The 19033-nt window shown below is 69.4% G+C and carries 19 protein-coding genes; 8 read left to right on the top strand and 11 right to left on the bottom strand.

What is annotated here, in order from left to right; genetic code table 11:
• Positions 1 to 291: 291 nt before the first annotated feature.
• From IEZ07_RS19500 to IEZ07_RS19485, 4 genes are all read right to left on the bottom strand, one after another.
• Positions 292 to 747, bottom strand: a complete 456-nt coding sequence (locus IEZ07_RS19500) for an SRPBCC domain-containing protein (RefSeq protein WP_191896047.1) — start codon at positions 745 to 747, stop codon at positions 292 to 294.
• A gap of 51 nt (positions 748 to 798) precedes the next feature.
• Complete coding sequence (locus IEZ07_RS19495; protein WP_189238827.1) at positions 799 to 1137, bottom strand: ArsR/SmtB family transcription factor; 339 nt, start codon at positions 1135 to 1137, stop codon at positions 799 to 801.
• Positions 1138 to 1369: 232 nt separating this feature from the next.
• The gene (locus IEZ07_RS19490) at positions 1370 to 2098 is read right to left on the bottom strand and encodes an ArsR/SmtB family transcription factor (protein WP_191896046.1); all 729 of its coding nucleotides are present in this window, start codon (positions 2096 to 2098) and stop codon (positions 1370 to 1372) included.
• Between the two features lie 38 nt (positions 2099 to 2136).
• Positions 2137 to 3303: an NAD(P)/FAD-dependent oxidoreductase gene (locus tag IEZ07_RS19485; RefSeq protein WP_191896045.1), complete on the bottom strand. Its 1167-nt coding sequence runs from the start codon at positions 3301 to 3303 to the stop codon at positions 2137 to 2139.
• A 180-nt stretch (positions 3304 to 3483) separates the two neighbouring features.
• Between IEZ07_RS19485 and IEZ07_RS19480 the strand changes: the two genes are divergently transcribed.
• A complete protein-coding gene (locus IEZ07_RS19480) occupies positions 3484 to 4185 on the top strand; it encodes an ArsR/SmtB family transcription factor (RefSeq protein ID WP_307729028.1) in 702 nt (233 codons plus the stop codon).
• An 89-nt stretch (positions 4186 to 4274) separates the two neighbouring features.
• On the opposite strand, the gene IEZ07_RS19475 is transcribed toward IEZ07_RS19480, so the two are convergent.
• The 5 genes from IEZ07_RS19475 to IEZ07_RS19455 form a co-directional block, all read right to left on the bottom strand.
• Positions 4275 to 5477, bottom strand: a complete 1203-nt coding sequence (locus tag IEZ07_RS19475) for an RNA polymerase sigma factor (protein WP_191896043.1) — start codon at positions 5475 to 5477, stop codon at positions 4275 to 4277.
• Entirely contained in the window at positions 5474 to 5815 is a 342-nt protein-coding gene (locus tag IEZ07_RS19470; RefSeq protein WP_191896042.1) for a YciI family protein, read from the bottom strand. The genes IEZ07_RS19475 and IEZ07_RS19470 overlap by 4 nt, the downstream gene beginning before the upstream one ends.
• A 444-nt stretch (positions 5816 to 6259) precedes the next feature.
• Positions 6260 to 7459: a sulfurtransferase TusA family protein gene (locus tag IEZ07_RS19465; protein ID WP_191896041.1), complete on the bottom strand. Its 1200-nt coding sequence runs from the start codon at positions 7457 to 7459 to the stop codon at positions 6260 to 6262.
• Complete coding sequence (locus IEZ07_RS19460) at positions 7456 to 8307, bottom strand: phosphate/phosphite/phosphonate ABC transporter substrate-binding protein (RefSeq protein WP_191896040.1); 852 nt, start codon at positions 8305 to 8307, stop codon at positions 7456 to 7458. The genes IEZ07_RS19465 and IEZ07_RS19460 overlap by 4 nt, the downstream gene beginning before the upstream one ends.
• 15 nt (positions 8308 to 8322) lie before the next feature.
• On the bottom strand, positions 8323 to 9444 hold the full coding sequence (locus IEZ07_RS19455) for an acyl-CoA dehydrogenase family protein (protein WP_191896039.1): 1122 nt from the start codon (positions 9442 to 9444) through the stop codon (positions 8323 to 8325).
• 1385 nt (positions 9445 to 10829) lie between these two features.
• Here IEZ07_RS19455 and IEZ07_RS19445 point away from each other — a divergent pair.
• On the top strand, positions 10830 to 12026 hold the full coding sequence (locus tag IEZ07_RS19445) for a coiled-coil domain-containing protein (RefSeq protein ID WP_191896038.1): 1197 nt from the start codon (positions 10830 to 10832) through the stop codon (positions 12024 to 12026).
• A gap of 77 nt (positions 12027 to 12103) precedes the next feature.
• On the opposite strand, the gene IEZ07_RS19440 is transcribed toward IEZ07_RS19445, so the two are convergent.
• Entirely contained in the window at positions 12104 to 13069 is a 966-nt protein-coding gene (locus IEZ07_RS19440) for a helix-turn-helix transcriptional regulator (protein WP_191896037.1), read from the bottom strand.
• A gap of 118 nt (positions 13070 to 13187) precedes the next feature.
• Between IEZ07_RS19440 and IEZ07_RS19435 the strand changes: the two genes are divergently transcribed.
• Complete coding sequence (locus IEZ07_RS19435; RefSeq protein ID WP_191896036.1) at positions 13188 to 14006, top strand: SDR family oxidoreductase; 819 nt, start codon at positions 13188 to 13190, stop codon at positions 14004 to 14006.
• A gap of 251 nt (positions 14007 to 14257) precedes the next feature.
• Positions 14258 to 15331, top strand: a complete 1074-nt coding sequence (locus IEZ07_RS19430; protein ID WP_191896035.1) for an endonuclease/exonuclease/phosphatase family protein — start codon at positions 14258 to 14260, stop codon at positions 15329 to 15331.
• Here IEZ07_RS19430 and IEZ07_RS35790 read toward each other — a convergent pair.
• Positions 15321 to 15449 carry a hypothetical protein gene (locus IEZ07_RS35790; RefSeq protein ID WP_275413848.1) on the bottom strand — a complete coding sequence of 43 codons (129 nt, stop codon included), beginning with the start codon at positions 15447 to 15449 and terminating at the stop codon, positions 15321 to 15323. The genes IEZ07_RS19430 and IEZ07_RS35790 overlap by 11 nt on opposite strands.
• Before the next feature lie 116 nt (positions 15450 to 15565).
• On the opposite strand from IEZ07_RS35790, the gene IEZ07_RS19425 reads away from it, so the two are divergent.
• The 4 genes from IEZ07_RS19425 to IEZ07_RS19410 all read left to right on the top strand — a co-directional run bounded on the left by IEZ07_RS19425 (position 15566) and on the right by IEZ07_RS19410 (position 19020).
• Complete coding sequence (locus IEZ07_RS19425) at positions 15566 to 16612, top strand: hypothetical protein (protein ID WP_191896034.1); 1047 nt, start codon at positions 15566 to 15568, stop codon at positions 16610 to 16612.
• Positions 16613 to 16873: 261 nt separating this feature from the next.
• Complete coding sequence (locus IEZ07_RS19420; RefSeq protein WP_191896033.1) at positions 16874 to 17947, top strand: hypothetical protein; 1074 nt, start codon at positions 16874 to 16876, stop codon at positions 17945 to 17947.
• Between the two features lie 187 nt (positions 17948 to 18134).
• Positions 18135 to 18389, top strand: coding sequence for a hypothetical protein (locus IEZ07_RS19415; protein WP_191896032.1), 255 nt, complete (start codon positions 18135 to 18137; stop codon positions 18387 to 18389).
• Positions 18390 to 18603: 214 nt separating this feature from the next.
• Positions 18604 to 19020: a hypothetical protein gene (locus IEZ07_RS19410; protein ID WP_191896031.1), complete on the top strand. Its 417-nt coding sequence runs from the start codon at positions 18604 to 18606 to the stop codon at positions 19018 to 19020.
• The last annotated feature ends 13 nt before the right edge of the window (positions 19021 to 19033 follow it).

Here is a 19033-nt window from a genome sequence, read left to right as displayed (position 1 = left end):
GCCTGGAAAGCAACTAATAACACCGGCGGGCGAATGTCAACACGAAATCAACCGCAAGGGCTCGACCTGGAAGAACAAATTATATAATAATCTTTTGAATAATGCGCCGCCATGGATCCGCTACCGTGAGCATGCGCTCGCAGGTTATTCGATCAATGACCGGGCGGCGCATGGTTGGAATACAACGGCAATATTCGGCAGCAGTCAAGGGAGGTGTTGGCAGACGATGCCGAGAACCCGGCCGCGCATGATCCGGCGGCGGCCGGCAAGTAAAGAACCAGTTCAGAGGGGCTAAGCAGAACAGGCCGACTGGAGGCGACCAAGGATCATCGGCCAGCCCGACTGGTGCGCCAAGTAGTAGTCCATGAGCAGGGGCGTGAGGTTCTCCCAGCCCTTGTGGGTCATTTCCACGCGGGTGAGGGAAGGACCCAGAGGCTTGAAGACGAGTTCGACTTCCGTGAAGACGGGACCTTGGATGACTTCCCAAGTGAAAGCCACCAGTGCCGGCGGCTCCCAGCGCAGGATATGACCCCAGTCGCGCTCCCTGCCGTCCTTCAGCACTTCATAGATCCGGCCGTCGACATGCTCTTCGACGCGCACGTCCTGAACATTTCCCGGCTCGATGGCGAACGAGTCGATGGGCCACCACGTCACCAGCCGCCTGGTGAAGGTGCTGAAGGTCCGGGCCTGATCCGCCTCAACGGTGACGGCATGGCGGATCGGCTCCACCCCGGTCGAGCTTTTCATCGGTATGACCTCAGCAGACGGCGGAACGGCGTTCTCAGTCTGCCAGATGTGTCAGCCGACCGCCGACTCGTTACGCACTCCGACATCAATGCCCTCAACCGTGTCACGCGCCCTGATCATGCTGTCCCGCCACAGGGATTCGACAAGGTCGCGGAGCTGAGCCAGGGCTTCCTCGCTGGCGCGGTAGATCCGGCGAGTACCGTCACGTCGTTCGACGATCAACCCGGCGTCCTTGAGCACCTGCAGGTGCTGGGAGACCGCTGAACGAGTGACCTCGAAGTGCTCAGCGATGCGCCCCGCAGGCAGTTCCTCCGTGGCCACGAGGCGCAGGATCGCACGCCTGCGAGGCTCGGCGATGGCTCGCAGCACGTCGTCCAGGTCCCCGCTCATGTCTTCGATTCTAGCGAGCGACCAGGCCGGCGCCGTTCCTCATCACCGGCCGGGCTCACATCCCGGCCGACCGGGCTTTCGCAGGAGGACGTCCTGCTCCATCGTGGGGATATCAACTCGCCCACCTCGCACCCGCCACCCGAACTCGATCGGGGGCGTCGCCCAACCGGAGATCAACTGATCATAGACTTCCCTTTCGTTAGCGTCAACTGTCAGAGTCGTGTGGTGCGTCCTACGCGCTCTGCGCGGAAGAGGCACGGACGTAGGCCCGCGGGCGTGCGGGCACGACATGGCTGCGCCGGAGCTGCGATTCCGCCGGGAGGCAGTGCAGTCGCCATTCCAGCATCCCCTCCTCCAGTTGGCGCGCACACCGGCCGTGCGCCCGCAGCAGCCAGACCGCCTCCCGGGACAGAAGGCAGTGGGCGCTCCGGCAGTAGGCGATGACCTCACCGCCCACGGGGATCTCATTCATCCTGGATCGGAGCTCCTCCAGCGGGATGGAGATCGCCCCGGGGATGTGCGCGGAGGCGTACTCCACCGTCGGCCGTACGTCGATGAGCACCGTCTTGCCGTCCCACAGCTTGCGCAACACCTCCTCCCGGGTCACGACCTCGGCGGGCCGGGCCGTGCCGCCACGGCCGGCGCTCAGCGCCTCGGCCGCGGGAAGGCGGTGCTGGGAGACCTGCCGGAGGGTGGCGTACAGGGAGGTGACGTCCTCACCGGCGAGCCGGTAGAAGATCCGCGTTCCCTCCCTGCGGCTGCACACCAGCCCGGCGTCCCGCAGCACCTTGAGCTGAGCGGAGGTGTTGCCGATGGGGACGTCGGCGGCGACCGCCAGATCCTCGACGTTGCGCTCGGCCTGAGACAGCAGGTCGAGGAGGTGGAGACGGACGGGGTTCGCCATGGCCTTGGCCACGCGGGCGAACTCGCCGAGCACGGTGCTCATCGTGTGCGTGGACATGCTCATCACTTCTTTCCAGACCAGGGGGGCGGGCGGGGCTAGGCGTTCCAGCGTTTGAGCCAGTCGGCCTCCTGGTCTGCTTTCTCCTGGTGGAAACGAGCGGAAGGCTCATACAGCGTCACCTCGGGCGCCGGCGGTTCGAGGAAGTTCCCCTCCCCCTTGGCCGCCAGGTGACCTCCCAGTTCGATGTAGCAGGATCCGTAGCCCGTGAACCAGGGTTCCGGGGCGTCGTACCCGAGGTGGCGCGCCACCCCGGAGGCGATCACATCGGCCGCCCCTTCAGCGAATACGGCCGCCTTGGGCAAGGGCTTGCCGTTGGGAAGGGTCAGCAGCGTCGCATCGCCCAGCGCCCACACCCCTTCGGCCCCCGTGGCCAGAGTGCGCGCGTCGACGGGGATCCATCCGGCACCGCCCAGGCCCGTCCCCGCCGCGGAAGCGGGCGGCCGGTGCGGCGGCACGACGGCCAGAAGGTCGAAGCCCTCGCGGCTCCCGTCGCGGAAGACCAGTTCCCGCGCGTCACCGTCGACCTTCTCCACCGCCCGCTGGGCAAGGAAGCCGATGCCGTGATGGCCGAGCATGTCCACGAGCGCCTGGCCCACGACGGGACCGGCGACGGGCATGGGCAGCGGATCCGGAGTGATGGTGTCCACTTGCACGTGTTCCCGGGCCCCCTGCTCCCGCAGCAGGTCCGCGGCCAGGAACGCGGCTTCGAAAGGAGCGGCGGGGCACTTGAAGGGCAGGCCGGCGATCAGCACCACCAGACGGCCCTGGCGCAGGTCCAGCAGCTTCCGGTGAAGGGAGAGCGCGCCCTGTGCGGTGTAGAACTCCACGGCGCTCTCACTCTCGAGGGCTTCCGCCAGCCCGGGGACCTGGGAAGGGGCCAGCTCCGCTCCGAGCGCGATCACCAGGGCGTCGCAGTCGAACCCGCCGACGTCGGTGAGGACCCGGCGCCGTTCCGGCTCGATGAGCGTGACGGACGCAGTGATCATCTCGATGCCCGGCAGGGCGGTGGCCGTCGGCCGGACCCGGACGTCCTCGGGGGTACGCCACCCCCGCATGATCCACAGCAGGGACAGACCCAGCGTCCCGTCGAAGGAACGGTCGATGAGGAGGATGCGGTCTTTGTCGGGAAGCCGCTCGCGAAGACGGCTTGCGACGGTCAGGCCGCCGACGCCGGCCCCGAGGACTACAACGGTCTTTGACATGGTGCAGAGCTCCCGCCGAACTGAGACGTGATCATCTTTTCGGTGCGGACACGCAGCAGAAGAGCCATCGATCAGGCTCGGACGCGCTGGATCGCCACGACCAGCGCAGACGTCGTGCATCGGTGCTTGACGAAGCAAGGAAAACGGGGACAGTGACGATCAAAAAAGCTATACTCCTCCATGCATCCATTAATCCATTGCTCCTTGGAGGATTATATGGTCGGAGATCCGGCTAGGAAAGCCTCCCTTTTCGACCAAATCGCCCGGGTCGGTAAGGCTCTTGGTCATGGGAAGCGGCTAGAGCTCCTTGACCTGCTCGCACAGGGAGAACGGAGCGTCGAGATCCTGGCCCAGACCGCAGGCTTGGGCGTCACGAGCACCTCGGCCCATCTGCAGACCCTCAAACAGGGCGGCCTGGTCTCCACCCGCCGCGAGGGGACCCGTGTGCTCTACCGCCTGGCCGGTGACGACGTCGTCGACCTGTACGCGCGTCTGCGCAACGTGGCGGCCACCCACCTGGCGGACGTGCAGGTCGCGGTGGCGGCGTACCTGGGAGAACACACCGAGGAGGTCACCCGCGAGGAGCTGCTCGAACGGGCGGCGTCAGGACAGATCACCGTACTGGACGTCCGCCCTTACGAGGAGTTCGAGGCCGGGCACATCCCCGGCGCCGTCTGCATCCCCATCGACGAGCTGCCGGACCGGCTGAACGAGCTGCCGGTCGACGCCGAGATCGTGGCCTACTGCCGCGGCGCCTACTGCGTGTTCGCTCCGGAGGCGGTGCGCCTGCTCGCCGGCCGCGGCATGAACGCCAAGCGCCTCGCCGACGGCATGCTCGAATGGCAGGTGGCCGGCCTGCCGATGGAGAGCGGAGGCACGTGACGGGCCTTCCTCGCGGCGAAGGGACCCGCGACGGTACGGCACCTGACATCGTGGTGGACGGCGTGCCGGAACACAAGGTCCGGCCGCTCCTACATCCAGCCGAGCCGTTCGCTCAGCAGTGCCTGCTGGGCGGGGTTGGTCGTCATCTCCAGCGCGCGCCGGTCGGCGGCCTGCGCCTCCTGCAGCCGGCCGAGCGCACGCAGCAGGTCGGCGAGGGCGGCGTGGTAGAGCGGATAGCGATCGAGTTCCCTGCCCAGGTTCTCCAGCTCCTTCATCGCCGCACCCGGCCCTTGGGCGTACCGTACGGCGACGGCCCGATGCAGCCGCGTCACCGGCGAAGGGGTCAGGTGGAGCAGCATGTCGTACAGGACGACGATCTGCGGCCAGTCGGTCTCCTCCCACCGGCCGGCCTCGGCGTGACAGGCGACGATCGCGGCCTGGAGCTGGTAGGGACCCGGACGCCGATGGCACCGGGCCGCCCTGGTGAGCAGGGCGGTCGCATCCGCGATCGCCTCCCGGTCCCACAGCGATCGATCCTGGTCCTGCAGGAGCACCAGCCGGCCCGCGGCGTCGAACCGCGCGGCGGCCCGGGCCCGGTGCAGCCGGATCAAGGCCAGCAGGCCGGCGGCCTCGGGTTCACGCGGCATCAGCCCGGCCAGCAGCGCCGCGAGCCATTCGGCGTCATCGGCCAGGCTGCGCGAGTGCGACCGCTCGCCGCCGTTGGACAGGTAACCCTCGTTGAACATCAGGTAGACGGCGGCCAGGACTTCGCCGAGGCGTTCGGGAAGCTCCTCCTCGGCGGGAATGCGGTACGGGATCCCCGCATCGGTGATCTTTCTCTTCGCCCGGGTCAGCCGCTGGGCCACCGTCGCCTCCGGCTCCAGGAAGGCCGCGGCGATCTGGGCCGTGGTCAGGCCGCACACCACCCGCAAGGTGAGAGCGATCTGCGCCTGCCGGGACAGAGCGGGATGACAGCAGGTGAAGAGCAGCTTCAGCCGGTCGTCCGCAACCGGCCGGCGCGGCCAGTGCAGCTGGGCGAGCTTGTCCCGGTAGGTCGCCTCCCGGCGCAGCACGTCCAGCCCGCGTCTCCGGGCCACGGTGAACAGCCACGCATCCGGCCGCTCGGGTACGCCTTCGGCCGGCCAGCGCCGCAGTGCCGCCTCGACCGCGTCCTGGACCAGGTCCTCCGCCGCGGAGAAGTCATCGAGCAGGGACATCAGGGACGCGGAGAGCCGGCCCGCATGCTCACGCACCACGCGGGCCAGCACGTCATGTGCAGCGTCGGCGGTCATAGCGCCGGGCGCACCTCCACGACCGGGCAGGCCGGCCAGGACCGTGCCACCCGCAGCGCCTCGTCCAGATCACCGAGCTCCACCTCGACGTAGCCGCTGACGACCTCCTTGCCCTCGACGAAGGGGCCGTCCGTGATGATCGGGTCGCGGCCGTCGTCCAGCCGCACCGTGGTCGCGGCCGTCGCGGGGTACAGCTGGGTGCTGTGCGTGATGCTGGTGGCGTGCTCGGCGAACCAGCGGCCGACCTTCTCGAACGCCGCATCGCGCTCGGCCTGGTCCTTGGCCTCCCAGTCCTTCCTGTACTGCTCCGTCTCTATGAACATCAACACGTACTTCACGTGTACCACCTCCTACCCCTTAGACGAACGGCGGCAGCCTGGATTCGACACCTCGCCCCGGCAATGTGGTCCGGCCGCATACGCCGTGCGTGATTCGCCGAAACACCTGACCGGAGCCGGTAGGAGCAGATCCCCGGCGTCCGAGGGGGTTCCAGGGCCGTCGCGGCGGTCCTGGACTCTTCCGCAGAGCACCCGGGACGACATCACCCGGTCGGCGGATACGGCGCAGGTGCCGCTGCCGGCACAGTCTCACACGCGTGCGGGGCAGGAGGAGGCGGGATGGCGATATCCGGGTCCGGCCGCTTCGCCGCCGGATCGACCGGCCCTGCGGACCGGGAAGACGCGAAGGCCGGGAAGGCCGGCGATCCCTACGCCCCCGGCGCCATCGCGCCCGGCAGGGTGAACGGACGCGGCGCCTGGGGCGAAGAGGCGCCGCGTCCGTTCTCACATGAAGTTGCGCGTGTGCAGAGCTGACAGTTCAGCCGCCTCGTCGTGCGGGAAGCCGAGACGGACGAGCCGATGCTGCCGTCCTTCGTCCATCTCCGCCTGCAACTCCTGCACGGCCGCGTACCCGCGCTCTATGCCCTGGGGCGTCCACTCGCCCGCGGCCAGGACGACCAACGCGTCGAACACGTCCTGGTTCAGACCGGAACTCGCGATCAACGCCTGATGCCGGTGCTCCACCGCGTTGCGGAGCCGGCCCCGAAGCGAGGAGTCGACCGTGGACTGGTGCTGCAGATGGGCGACTCCGAACGCGACGTGGCGCGCCTCGTCCTGCCGGGCGAGCTTGACCACCTGGCGTGTCACCGGATCGGGGGCGTGCCTGTCCAGGAAGGTCAGCAGGTTGAGGAAGCTGCCTTCCCCCAGGACGGACAGCAGGAACGACGCGAGCGAGAAGTCCGGCTCGGTGAGCAGGGTCGTGAGCGACTCGCGGCCGCTCACCGAGGAGGTGCCCATCTCCCCTCCCGTGAGCAGCGCCCTTCGGGTGAAGACCTCCACGTGCCTGGCCTCGTCCGCCGCCTGGACCGCCAGGAGCTGCAGGACCTCCCTGAAGTGCGGATGGACACGGGCCAGAAGCCGGGCGGGGATCACCAGCGCCGCCTGCTCGTTCTCCACGAGGAAGGTCATGACCTGCACGACCGCTTGTTCGATCTCCGCGGGGACGCTGAATTCGGCATCCCAGTGCACCGCCTTCGCCGGGTCCCACTGCGCCGCGGCCGCGTGCGCGTACAGGCTCGGCGCGATGTCGGCCCACACGAAGTCGCGGTCGACGAGATCAGCGTTGATCTTCGGTCCGCCCGGCTCGACGAGCGCTCCCCGCGCCGCCAGCCCCCAGTGCAGCTCAGGCTTGGCGACGATGCCTCCGGGATCAGGGCCTCCGGCTCGTTCCGCGCGCGCCCAGCGGTCGAGATCGGTCCGGCCCCGCGTGACCCACGCGCGGACGTCGTCGTCGGTGTCGCCGGCGCGCCGTACCTGGTGCCCCTGCTTACGGCACCAGGCATCGAGATGGACCAGGAGCGCGGGATCGCGGCCGGTGACCGCCAGTTCGGTCCCCGGCCGCAGTTCACCCAGGGCCCGCTGGACGAGCAGGTGGGCGCCGCGCTCGAAACCGAGGTCGCCGAGGTCCAGGAAGTGCGGCGTCATGGCGCGTACCCGGCCGCCGTGACCGCACCCTGCCCGTCGTAGAAACCGCTCTCGTCGACGGCGGTCTCCAGTGCGGCGTACCCGCTGGTCCGGCCGGGCTGCCACACGGTCAGGCCCTCGAGGTCGAACAGCGGCCGCACCTGCGGATCCGCGTACGACATGGACAGGAGCAGGTCGCCGAACCTGCGCATCACCTCCTCCGGCACGGTGTCGCCCACGCTCATGTTGCAGTGGTCGAAGGGCGCCGTCTGGGCCAGCACCCGGGTGCTCCCGGCCGCCAGCGTGCCCTCGCGCCCGAACAGCAGGTGATTGGCGTCGATCATGCACGCCGCGGCCACCTCGCCCGCCATGAGAGCCCGCGCGGCGTCGCGCTCACCCCCGATGTGGTCACCGTGCAGGCCCACGCCCACGTCGAAGCGGCGGATCGCGACCTCGGCCCCCGGCCGCAGGCCGCGTCCGGCCAGGAACGAGGACGGGATGAGCGTGGCCTGCGGGGAGTCCACCGCGCCGACCGCGACGGTCTCTCCTTTCAGGTCCGCGACGTCCTTGTACGGCGAGTCGCTGCGCACCACGATCACGGAGGTGAGGTCCCGATCGGTGTCGCGCATGACGAGGGGCGTCAGCCGGCGGTCGGCCGCCTCGGCGAGGCGGCGCGCCCGGATCCATGCCAGCGGCGAGTTCCAGGCCGCGTCGATGCGACCTGCGACGAGGTCTTCGACCTGCCGCTCGTAGTGCGAGTAGAGGACGAAGTCGAAGGGAAGCCCGTGCTCGATCAGCCAAGCCCGGAAGCCTCCCCAGATGGTGACCACCTTGGGGTCGTAGGCGACGGCGCCCATCACCAATGTCATCGTGGGGGTCCTTTCCTAGAAGAGGGGCATGCCGAGCGTCGCCCGGCCGACGAAGTCGTGCAGCGCTTCGGTCGTCGGAGCCATCACCCGGGCGGCCAGCGCATCGCGGAACAGCCGCTCCACGCCCGTCTCCTTCCGGAAGGCCGATCCCCCGCACAGCCGCATCACGCCGTCGGCGACCTCCGCGGCCGCTTCCGCCGCCACGGCCTTGACCTGCAGGACGCGCAGGGTCGCGTCCTCGCGCCCGCTTCCCAGAGCGGCGAGGGTGTCGTCGATGAACGCCCGCACCATGTCGGTGCGGATGCTCAGCTCCGCGAACCTCGCACGCTGCAACGGCTGGTCGGCCAGGCTCTGGCCCAGGTGATCGAGCCGGGAGTGGAGGAGGTGGTCATGCGCCTTGGCGACCAGCGCCTCCATGAGGCCGAGCGAGAAGGAGGCGTTCAGCACCAGGAAGTACGGCAGGGCGGTCTGCAGCGCGATCTCGAGGCCGGCTCCGTCGCCTCCGAGCAGGGCCGAGCGATCGACCGTGACGGAGCGGCCCGTCACCGGTTTGGAGGCGTTCCCCCGCAGACCGAACCCGTCGAACGACCCGCTGATGTCCAGACCCGGCGACCTGCTGGAGACGAACCAGATGCTCATCGGCCCCTCCGCCTCCAGGGGGCGGCTCGACCACACGTAGCTGTCGGCCTCCCCCGCCGCGGTGATCCAGCTCTTGCGCGCGTCCAGCCGTACCCGGTCGCCGTCGGCCGTCGCCGTACCGAGAGGCGCCCAGAAGTGGCTGCGAGAACCGGCTTCGGAGAAGGCGAGGGTCGTCAGGTGCTCGTCCCGGGCGATCTCCCGGCGGACGCGCTCGTCACCGTGCGCCTCGATCAATGCGGTGGCGGCGTAGTGCATGAGCACGACCATCGCGGTGGAGCCGCAGGCACCGCTCAGTCGCTCGATCACCCGTGCCGCCGCGGGGAGCCCTTCGCCGCGCCCGCCCATCTCGGCCGCGCTGATCAGGCCGAGCAGCCCGCCCTTGGCGAGTGCGTCGATGCTGGAGCGGGGGAACGCGCCGGCCCTGTCCGTCTCCGCCGCCTGGGGAGCGACAGTGGTCTCGATCGCCTCGTTCAAGGAGGTCATGTGGTCATCGGACATGGACGTCACCTTTCCGCGTTCGGGGATTGTCGATTTCCAGCATTCGATCAGGGGCTATCCGACGATATGCAGAGCAAATAAAGGCCTCACCGGAACGGGTTTCTCTCGGCCGTCAGAGGAAAAGCAAAGAGATCGGCGGTCTTCGGATTAAGTGCAGATGGATGGATTATCCCGTTCCCTGCCGTCCCGTCCGGATGATCGGAGCGGCAGGAGGAATCGGCCCATCCGGCGCGCCCTTCATTCGCCTGCGCGGCCCGCAGGGTCCCGGTGAATTGAATAAATAACTCAGATGATTATTCCGGACGATGTTCATCGGCGCCCGAGATGCTTTCTTCGGCGGCGGGCTCGCCGAGTCATCGCAGCTCCGGCCAGTCTCCTTCGTGTCACAGACATGCGTAAGGTTTCACAATCCGGCATTTCTCCGATAGCGATCGATCGGCGGGTGCGCGCTACACCGGCCCTGCTTGAATAACGTGGTCAGCCTTCGGGGAGAGTCGTACAGATCTCCGTCTTAAAGGCGGTCGTCATTGTCCGCGAGTTCTTGACCCGGCGGTCCTGCAGGGGATCCATTTATAATACGCAAACAACATGGGCACTTCCGGAACAGTGGGCGACCACATACAGAGAGTACGCTCCGCCTTCCGTTAGCGTCAACTGTCAAAAGATGTTCGTGTCAGCCTTCGGATCAGGCGCCTTGCTCGGAGACGGAGTCCACCGATCGCGACACTCCCTGAATAGGCGGTCCGGAATCCATATTCTGATCGACCGATATCGGGTGCCCCGGCGCACTCGCATCGCTGATCTTTCGTCCGCAGCAGTGCGACGGCCCGGCATTCGGCGCCGCCGGCCTGCTCCCACGGCCGGTGACGGCTCGGACTGCTCCGGTGATTGCACGCCACTCCGCACGAAGCCGTAGGCCGCAGCGCACTCGGCCAGCCGGTGGGAGACCGTTGGTCGGCCGAACCGCCGGGGCGAAGTCAGCGTGCACAGACAGAGGAGATCGTCGGGCGCGAACCCGGCGCTGAGCAGTTCGGTGTCATAGCGGGCGTTGTGCGCGATGATGACCGCACCATCGAGCAGGGCCGCCACATCGCTGGCGATCTCACCGAAACGCGGGGCTCCTGCCAGGTCTCCGGCGGCGAGACCGTGGATGTGTGTCGGTCCCGGACCCGTCCCCGGGTCGATGATCGTCGAGTAGCTACCGTCGGGACTGCCGTCGGGGTGGAGCCGGACGACCGCGATCCTGATCCGCTCCTCCCTCGGATCCCTCGCCCCAACTTGCGGGAATCTTCATTCCCGGTAGTTGGTGAACAGCTCTCATCGCGCAACAGACCAGATTTATTTATTTATATTTTCTAGAAAACAAAAAATGCTAGGCTCGGCACATGACACAGGAGACGACCACGCCCCGGCCGTGCAAGCACTGCGGGACGCCTGTGCAGCAGCACCCCGGCCGAGGACGACCCCGCCTGTACTGCCTCCAGGGCGACTGCCAGGCCGCCGCCAAACGGGAGCGCGAGCTGCGCCGCGCCACCCCCGGCCTGGAAGGCGCCCTGGCCAGAGCAGAAGAGTTCTACGAACGCATGGAGAAAGGGATGACCGCCGCGATCGCCCCCCTGGCCCAGGTCCTGGCCGAGGAACTGAGCCCCGCAGGGGTGGAGGCCCGGGTGAGCGCGATCCAAGCCGAGGCCCACACCAGGGTCGCCATCGCACGCACCGAGCGGGAACAGGCCTTCGAGCAGGTACGGCTGGCCCGGGAGGCGGCCGAGCACGCCCGCCGCGAGCGCGACACCATGGCCGAGCGCACGGCCGAGGCACTGGCCGAGCGCGACACCGCGCTGCGGGACGCCGAGACGGCCCGCGAGCAGGCACTGGCCGCGCTCCGGGAGGCCGCGGCCACCGAACGCCTGGCCAGGAACGCCGAAGCCCAGGCGCGCCGCCGCGCCGAGCAGGCGGAGGCGGCCCGGGACGCGGCGGTACGGGAGATGGCCGAACGCGTGGAGGCCGCCGGAGCAGAACGCGACCAGGCCCTGGCACAGGCCGCACAGGACCGCCGGCGCACGGCCGAGGCACTGGCCGAGCGCGACGAGGCGCGGACCGAAGCAGAACAGGCACACCAGGCCAGAATCGAGGCAGAGCGATCCGCCGCCGCCGCCGCGGTGCACGCCGAGGCCTCAGCGGCCGAACGGGACCGGGCACTGGCCCGCGCCGAAGAGCAGTCCCGGGCACGGGCACGGGCCGAGACCCGAAGAGCCGAGGCGCTGGCGCTGCAGGTCCAGGCGCAGGAACGCGCCGCCGCCACCGAGACCGCCGCGGCACAACGAGTGGCCGAGGCCGAACGGCGGGCCGCCGACCAAGTCGCCGAAGCCGAGGACCAGGCCGGACGACTACGGCAGCAGACCGAGTCTATGCGGGCCGAACGCGACGACGCCCGCACCGCACTGCTGCTGGAGCAGGCCAGGGCCGCCGACCTGAGGGAACAGCTGCAGGCGGCACGCTCCGAGGCGGCCGGCCTGCGGGAAAGAGCCGTCGCAGCGGAGCTGCGCGGCAGTGGCCCGGCCGGACCGCCGCCCACCCCCTGACGGCCCGGCGACGCCCGGGCCCGCTGCTCCGGGACCGGCACCACCCGCTTCTGCGCCCCTGAAGACCGTTACGCGGGTCACGGCGGCTCCTGGGTGCCGGCGGTGAGGCGTCGTCCCCAGGCGCGCATATGGACGACGGCTTCCGGTGGGCCGTGCACCACGACGGGAGCGTTGAGCGCTCCGATGCAGAAGGCAGCCCAGTCCAGGGAGTCGGCGGCGATCTCCACCCGGCACGAGGTTTCGTCGACGGGCTCCACCGTCCCGTAGTGCGCGATCTCCTCCCGCACCCGTTCGGCGGGGGCCCCGACCGTGGCCCGGACGGGATACCTGGCGGGCACCGCCCTGAGCCGGGCGCGCACGTACTCCACGGGATCGTCAGCGGGCAGGGGGCGGGGGGCGAACGTCGCGCCGGTGCGGCTCGCACCACCGATGCGGTCCGCACGGAAGGTGCGCCAGTCGGCCCGGTCGAGATCCCAGGCGATGAGATACAGACCGTTCCCGACGCGGACGATGTGGTGCGGGTGCACTGTCCTTGCCGCGACCTGACCGGTAAGGGCGCGGTAAGCGAACTCGACCGTCTCAGTGTCGCGGCAGGCCAGGGCGAGGGTCGTCAACGAGGCGACATCGGTGATGCCCACGCGTGCCTCGGGGGGCCGCGCCGGGAGGGCGACGGCGCGGAGGCTGTCGATGCGGCGCCGGATCCGCACGGGAAGCACCTGGACGATCTTGGCCATGGCGCTCAGCGCGGCGTCGGCCGACCCCGGGAAGGGACCGGCGGTGATCTCCTGCAGCCCCAGGACGATGGCGGCGGCCTCGTCCTCGCTGAGCACCAGGGGCGGGAGCGAGGCGCCGGGACTGAGCTGATAGCCGCCGCCGGTGCCCCGTGCGGCGGTGATCGGATACCCGAGCTCCTGGAGGCTGCCGATGTCACGGCGGAGCGTGCGCCGGCTGATGCCGAGGCGGCGCGCGAGCTCGTGGCCGGGCCAGTGGCGCCGATTCTGCAGCAGGCCGAGGAGCTCGAGGACGCGGGTACCGGTCGACATGAGCCCACACTAAGCCGCACTTGTGGACATATAGCGGCCACAAGCCCGGTGATGATGAGAACCGTCACCGAAGCGGGACCGGAGCGTACACCGCACCCCCACGAAAGGACCCACGAACATGCACATCCTCGTCACCGGAGCGACCGGCCAGGTCGGGCGGCACCTCGTCGCGCAACTCCACGAAGCCGGACACGACGTCCGCGCACTCTCCCGCACCCCCGCCGAAGCCGGCCTACCGACCGGTGCCGAGGTGGTGGCCGGCGACCTCACCGATCCCACCACGCTCAAAGCAGCCTTCGACGGGATCGACGCGATCCACCTGATCACCTTCGGCGGCGACCACGACCTGACCAACGGTCCCGAGATCATCGACCTCGCCGCACGCCACGGCATCACCCGGGCCACGGTCCTCGGCGGCTGGTCGCCCACCAGCATCGAAAGCGCACTGGAATCCAGTGCGATCCGCTGGACCTTGCTGCAACCGGCGGAATTCATGTGCAACGCCCTCGAATGGGCCGATGAGATCCGCTCCCAGGGCACCGTCTCCATGCTCGCAACCTTCCCCAGCGCGGTGGTGCACGAAGCCGACATCGCCGCCGTGGCCGCCACCGCGCTCACCCACGAAGGACACGAGGGCCGGAGCTACCCGATCACCGGACCCGAAGCCCTCACCCCGGCGCAACGCGCCCGGACCATCGCCGAGGCCACCGGGCAGGACATCGCCTTCGTGCACCTGAGCAAGGACGCGGAGCGCGCCCGGCTGCGCGGCTACGGATACGACGAGGAGTACGTGGAATTCGGAATCCAACTGGCCACGAACCCGCCCGAGGCCAGCGGTGTGGTGCTGCCCACCGTCGAAGACATCACCGGCACGCCCGCGCGCACCTTCGCCCAGTGGGCGCGGGAGCACGCCGAACGGTTCCGCACCGCGCCCTGACCCGCACAAACCGAACCCGAAGCGCCGCACAGCGGAGACCCGGGGATCGAGCAACACGCGAACCAAAGGTCACGCCGGCAGAACAGACGCAAGCGGCTCGGCATGACACTCCGCCGTCGACAAACGGTGACATGCGGCGGACGACGCGCGCACATCCGGCACCCATCATGGCCGGTCAGGAACGAGCCGCGCACCGTCCCGCCCCGGCACCGACGGATGCGACGGCGCGCGGCGGCGAGCGAGGACAAGGGATGACGGAGACGGACACGGCGGAGACCGGACAGGACGACGGCCGTCGGGACATCGGGTCCGGTGCCCGGCGCGCGGGCATCCGCCGGGCCATCCGCATCGGCTCCTGGCCGGAACCCGGCAAACGCGGCCCGGCGCTCACCGCGTCGGCACTGCTCCTGGGCCTGTCCATGCTGCTGCACGCGAAGATCCCGAACCGGATCGGGAACCTCGGCAGCCTGGTGGAGACCTTCCTGCCGTGGTCCGGCCTGGGAGTCCCGATACTGCTGGCCGGTGCGCTGCGCCGCCGCAGCGCACCGGCCGCGGCCGCACTGCTGCTGCCGGTCATGGCGTGGCTGAACCTCTTCGGCGGGCTGCTCGGCGACAAGTCCCACCCGGGCGGCGACCTCACCGTGGCCAGCCACAATGTCGGCGCCGGCAACCCCGATCCGGCCGGCACCGCCCGCACCCTGCGCACCTCCGGAGCGGACCTGCTGGCGCTGGAGGAACTGACCCCGCACGCCACGGGAACCTACGAGAAGGAACTGGCGACCACCTACCCCTACCGCGCAGTGCGGGGCACGGTCGGACTGTGGAGCAAACTGCCGCTGTCCGATGTCCGGCCGATCGACATCATGAACCACGGGACGCTGGCGGACACCGTACCTGCCGACGAGAAGGCGACATCCAACCGGGCACTGCGCGCCACAGTGACCACGGGCCACGGACCGCTAACGGTGTACGTGGCCCACCTGGGGTCCGTACGGGTGAATCCCAGAGCGGGCTTCTGGACGGCCTCGCGGAACATAGGCGTGCAGGCGCTCGGCAAGGCCCTCGCCGCCGAGCAGAACAAACGGGTGGTGCTGCTCGGCGACCTGAACGGCACCATGGACGACCGTGCCCTCGCCGGCCTCACCTCGCAGCTGCGCTCGGCTCAGGACGCGGCCGGAGACGGCTTCGGCTTCAGCTGGCCCGAGCCTTTCCCGGTGGTGCGGTTCGACCACATCCTGGTCCGCGGCGTGGAGCCGGACCGCTCGTGGGTGCTGCCGGCCACCGGCAGCGACCACTTGCCGGTCGCGGCCGCAATCAGCTGGTGAGCAGATCGCCTTCCGTGCCCGAGCCCGGGGCCCCGTCGTCCCCGGCGGCGTCGAACTCGGCCGGTTCGCTGTCGATCTCGACGCTGATGGCAACGAAGCAGTTGACCGTCTCGCTCACCAGGCCTGCTCGCTCCCTCCTCCTCCAGGGGTGTCACCGGGGTCGAGGAAAGGACGGCACGCGCCCAAAGTGACAAGGGGCGTGTCCGCGCCCATCACGACGCAGGAAGGATCACCATGAGACCCAGAGTTCCAGGAAGGACGGCGCTCTTCGCAGTGCTGCTGTCCGGCATCCTGCACACCCCCGCCGCAGCGGCCACTCCGGCGGCCGCCACCGCGTGCACATGGCAGGCGAGCACACTGCCCCTGCCCTCCGGCACCACATCCGGCCGGGTCTCGGCCACGGACCACCAGGGCGGATACTCCGGCACGGCGTGGGGCGCCGACGGCAAACGCCGGGTGCTGTCGTGGAAGGACGGGACGGTCACCGACTACGGAACCGGAGGCCCCAACGACCAGGTGATGGACCAGAACTCCACCGGGACCATCATCGGCTACAGCCCCATCGCCTACGCTCCGCCCGCCGGCCACGCCTGGAGCACCCGCAACGGCAAGAAGGCACCCCTGCCCAAGCCGGCGACCGTATACGTCTCCTCCGCCTACGCCATCAAGGACAACGGCGACATCACCGGCTGGATGTGGGGCACCTTCGACGGCGTCTGGCAGACCCGCCACGTACGCTGGCCCGCCGACCGGCCCACCGAGTTCGAGATGATGCCCGACCTCCCCAAGGACGCCGTCGTCGCGGACGTCGACGACGACGGCACGATGCTGCTCAACTTCAACGGCAACCAGGGGACCTACGCGGTAGGACTGTGGCGCGACGGTGCGACGACCCACCTGGCCAAGATCCCGGGAGCGACACGCACCACCGTGCGCGCCATCTCCAACGGAAGAGTGATCGGTGAGACCACCCGCCCGGACGCCACAGGCAAGACCTCGACCGACGGCGTGCTGTGGGACCAGGACGGAAGCGTCCACATCCTGCCCGGCACCGCCTCCGTGTCCGGCATCAACCGGGACGGCCTGATCGGCGCCGCCCTCGACCCGGACAAGAACAACGACTACCTCGCCGGCATCTGGCGGCTCCAGACGTTCGACTCCGTCCTCGGAAACGCCGACAGCAGCGTGACCGTCATCGGAAACGACGGCACGATCGGCGGCTACCGGTTCAACCCGGCCACCGCCAGGTCCCAGCCGACGATCTGGCGCTGCGGCCGGTGAACCGGTGAATCCGAGCGGACGCGTGCGAACGGACGACGGCCGGACCCGCAGTACGGGATGCGGGGTGATCCAGGGATCCACCGCCGCAAACCCGGCTGTGAGCATGGCGAGCGTCAGCCCGGAAGCCGCACGGGGAGAACCGCAGGCCCGCCCCCTCCTCCCGAGGATCCACGCACCCGGCACGACCGCACCCCCTCCCCTGGCCGCGACCGGCGGAAGCGGCATGGTGCGACCACCCGCCACACGATGAGAAGGAACGCGATGCGACACAGATCACTGGCCTGCGCCATGCTCGTCACGGCCGTGCTCACCCCGGCGACGGCGGCTTCGGCGGCCTCACCGCAAACGGGTACGGCCGGAGTCGGCACCCCCACCTGCACCTGGCGGAGCAGCGCCCTGAGCGTGCCCGCCGGGGAGACCGGCGAGGTGACGGCGACCGACGGAGCCGGCGGCTTCGCCGGCGTCGCCCGGGCGAACGGCGTCACGAACCACGTCGTCGCCTGGAAGGACGGCAAGTACACCGACTACGGCCGAATCGAAAGCATCTACCACTCCAAGGTCAACGACGAGAGCCGATCCGGCACGGTCGTCGGGACCGCGGCGTTCAGCGCGTTCGGCTCCTCGGCCAGCAGGGCCTTCCGGAGCACCGGCGGCAGGCTGGAGGTGCTCCCCATCCCCTCCGGCTACTCCATGGCCGGAGCGGTCGCGGTCAACGACGCCGGCGACGTGACGGGGTACGTCTGGAAGAGCGGCGCCAACAACACCGCCGTGCGCTGGCCCGCGGACCGGCCGGGCACCGTGGTCGTGCTGCCCGGCCTCACCCCCGGCTACCCCTACACCCGCCCGATCGCCGTCGACGAAGACGGTTCGATGCTGGTCGAAACGACGCAGTACGACGTCGCGATCTGGCGGGACGGCGTCGTCACGCCACTGGAGATACCACCGGGAGTGCAGTACCCGCAGGGCGTCGACCTGTCCAACGGGCGTGCCGTCGGCTACGGCACCTACGCCGACGGCACGCCGGTAGGCCTCTACTGGGACCAGCAGGGCACCGGACACGTCCTGCCCAACTCCAGCCACCACATCAGCAACGGCAACCCACTGTTCACCATCAACCGGGACGGTCTGATCATCGGGCGGATCGACGAGGCCCACGGCGGCGACGACAGCGCGGGCACCGGGTACGGAGTCTGGTCTCAGGGCGCCTGGGTCTCCACCTTCGGCGACCTCAGGACGGACTTCCCCGTGAAGCTCGGCGACGACGGCACGGTGGGCGGCTACCGGATCGCCGCTGACGGGCACCCGCGGCTCCCCTACGCATGGCGCTGCCGCTAGCCCCCTGAGCCGGTTCACATGAGCGGGTTCATATGCACGCTCACCAGGCGGCCCGCGCAGGGCGGCCGAAGGCCGGGCCGGCACTGACCGAGAGAAGGAGCGGGTCGCACTCGAACAACCGGTGCGGCCCGCTCCGAAGTGCGCCAGAGTATGGGCCAGCCGACGCGCAGGACGACCGCAGGAGGCGATGGCCGCAGCCCGCGACGAGGTCCACCGGCACGTCACCCGCTTCCAGCAGCTCGTCGGCACGGTGCCGGCCATGTGCCACGGTGTGGGCCTCACCGAAGCGCATCACACCGCCGTCGACGCCTACATCGAGATCATGACCGCGTGGATGCGCGGCTACCACACCTGGGGGACCGAGACTGCGCGCTACCACGCCGCACTGGAAACTCTGCCGAGCTCCGTCCCCGGCCACTTCGAGGACGTCCTCGGGTCCTGAAGTGCACCGACCCGGTCAGCCGGGGCAGCGACGGCTTTCCCTTCGTTGTTGTTTTTTCTTCGGTGGTTATTGATTTTGAAATAGAGAGCACCCTTTACAATGTAGATTTTTATGTGGCATCTGAATCCAGACCTCCGTGATCGAGAGAACAGGCTCAGACGCTGAGTGCCCACCCCGTCTTCGAGGGCCTGAACGGATATGTGACCGCCTCGCCGTGCCCGCCCTGGCCATAGCCGTTCTGACGACCGAGCAGGAGGAGCGCTACCGGCTGCTGGGCAGCCATCCCACACCGATCAACGTCACCTTCGCCCTGCGCCGCGCCCCGGCCCGTCAAGCGGGTCTCACCGTGGCGGCGAGGGCGTGGCCGGAGCCGCGGCGCCTGCGCATGCCCGTGCTGAGCACGCGCGCCAGCTGGCGCCGTATCGCCTCCGGGGTCGTCGTCGGCCTGGCGGCCGGACTCGCCGGCAACCTCGTGGCCGGGCTGGCGTTCGGCCTTGCGACTGCGACGGTAGCGGTGCGCTATGCCGCGTTCCTGCTGTGCACCCGGCGTTGGAGCCGCCAGGCGCTGCCGTGGCTGCTGGGCCGATTCCTGCGCGGTGGCCGCGCCGGGAGTCATCGGCAGGCGGCGTAGCAGCCCAGTTCAG

The organism is Planomonospora parontospora (assembly GCA_014647935.1).
Taxonomy (GTDB): domain Bacteria; phylum Actinomycetota; class Actinomycetes; order Streptosporangiales; family Streptosporangiaceae; genus Planomonospora; species Planomonospora parontospora.
The sequence above is the reverse complement of the archived record's forward strand: the minus strand, read 5'-3'. Positions and strand labels throughout refer to the sequence as shown.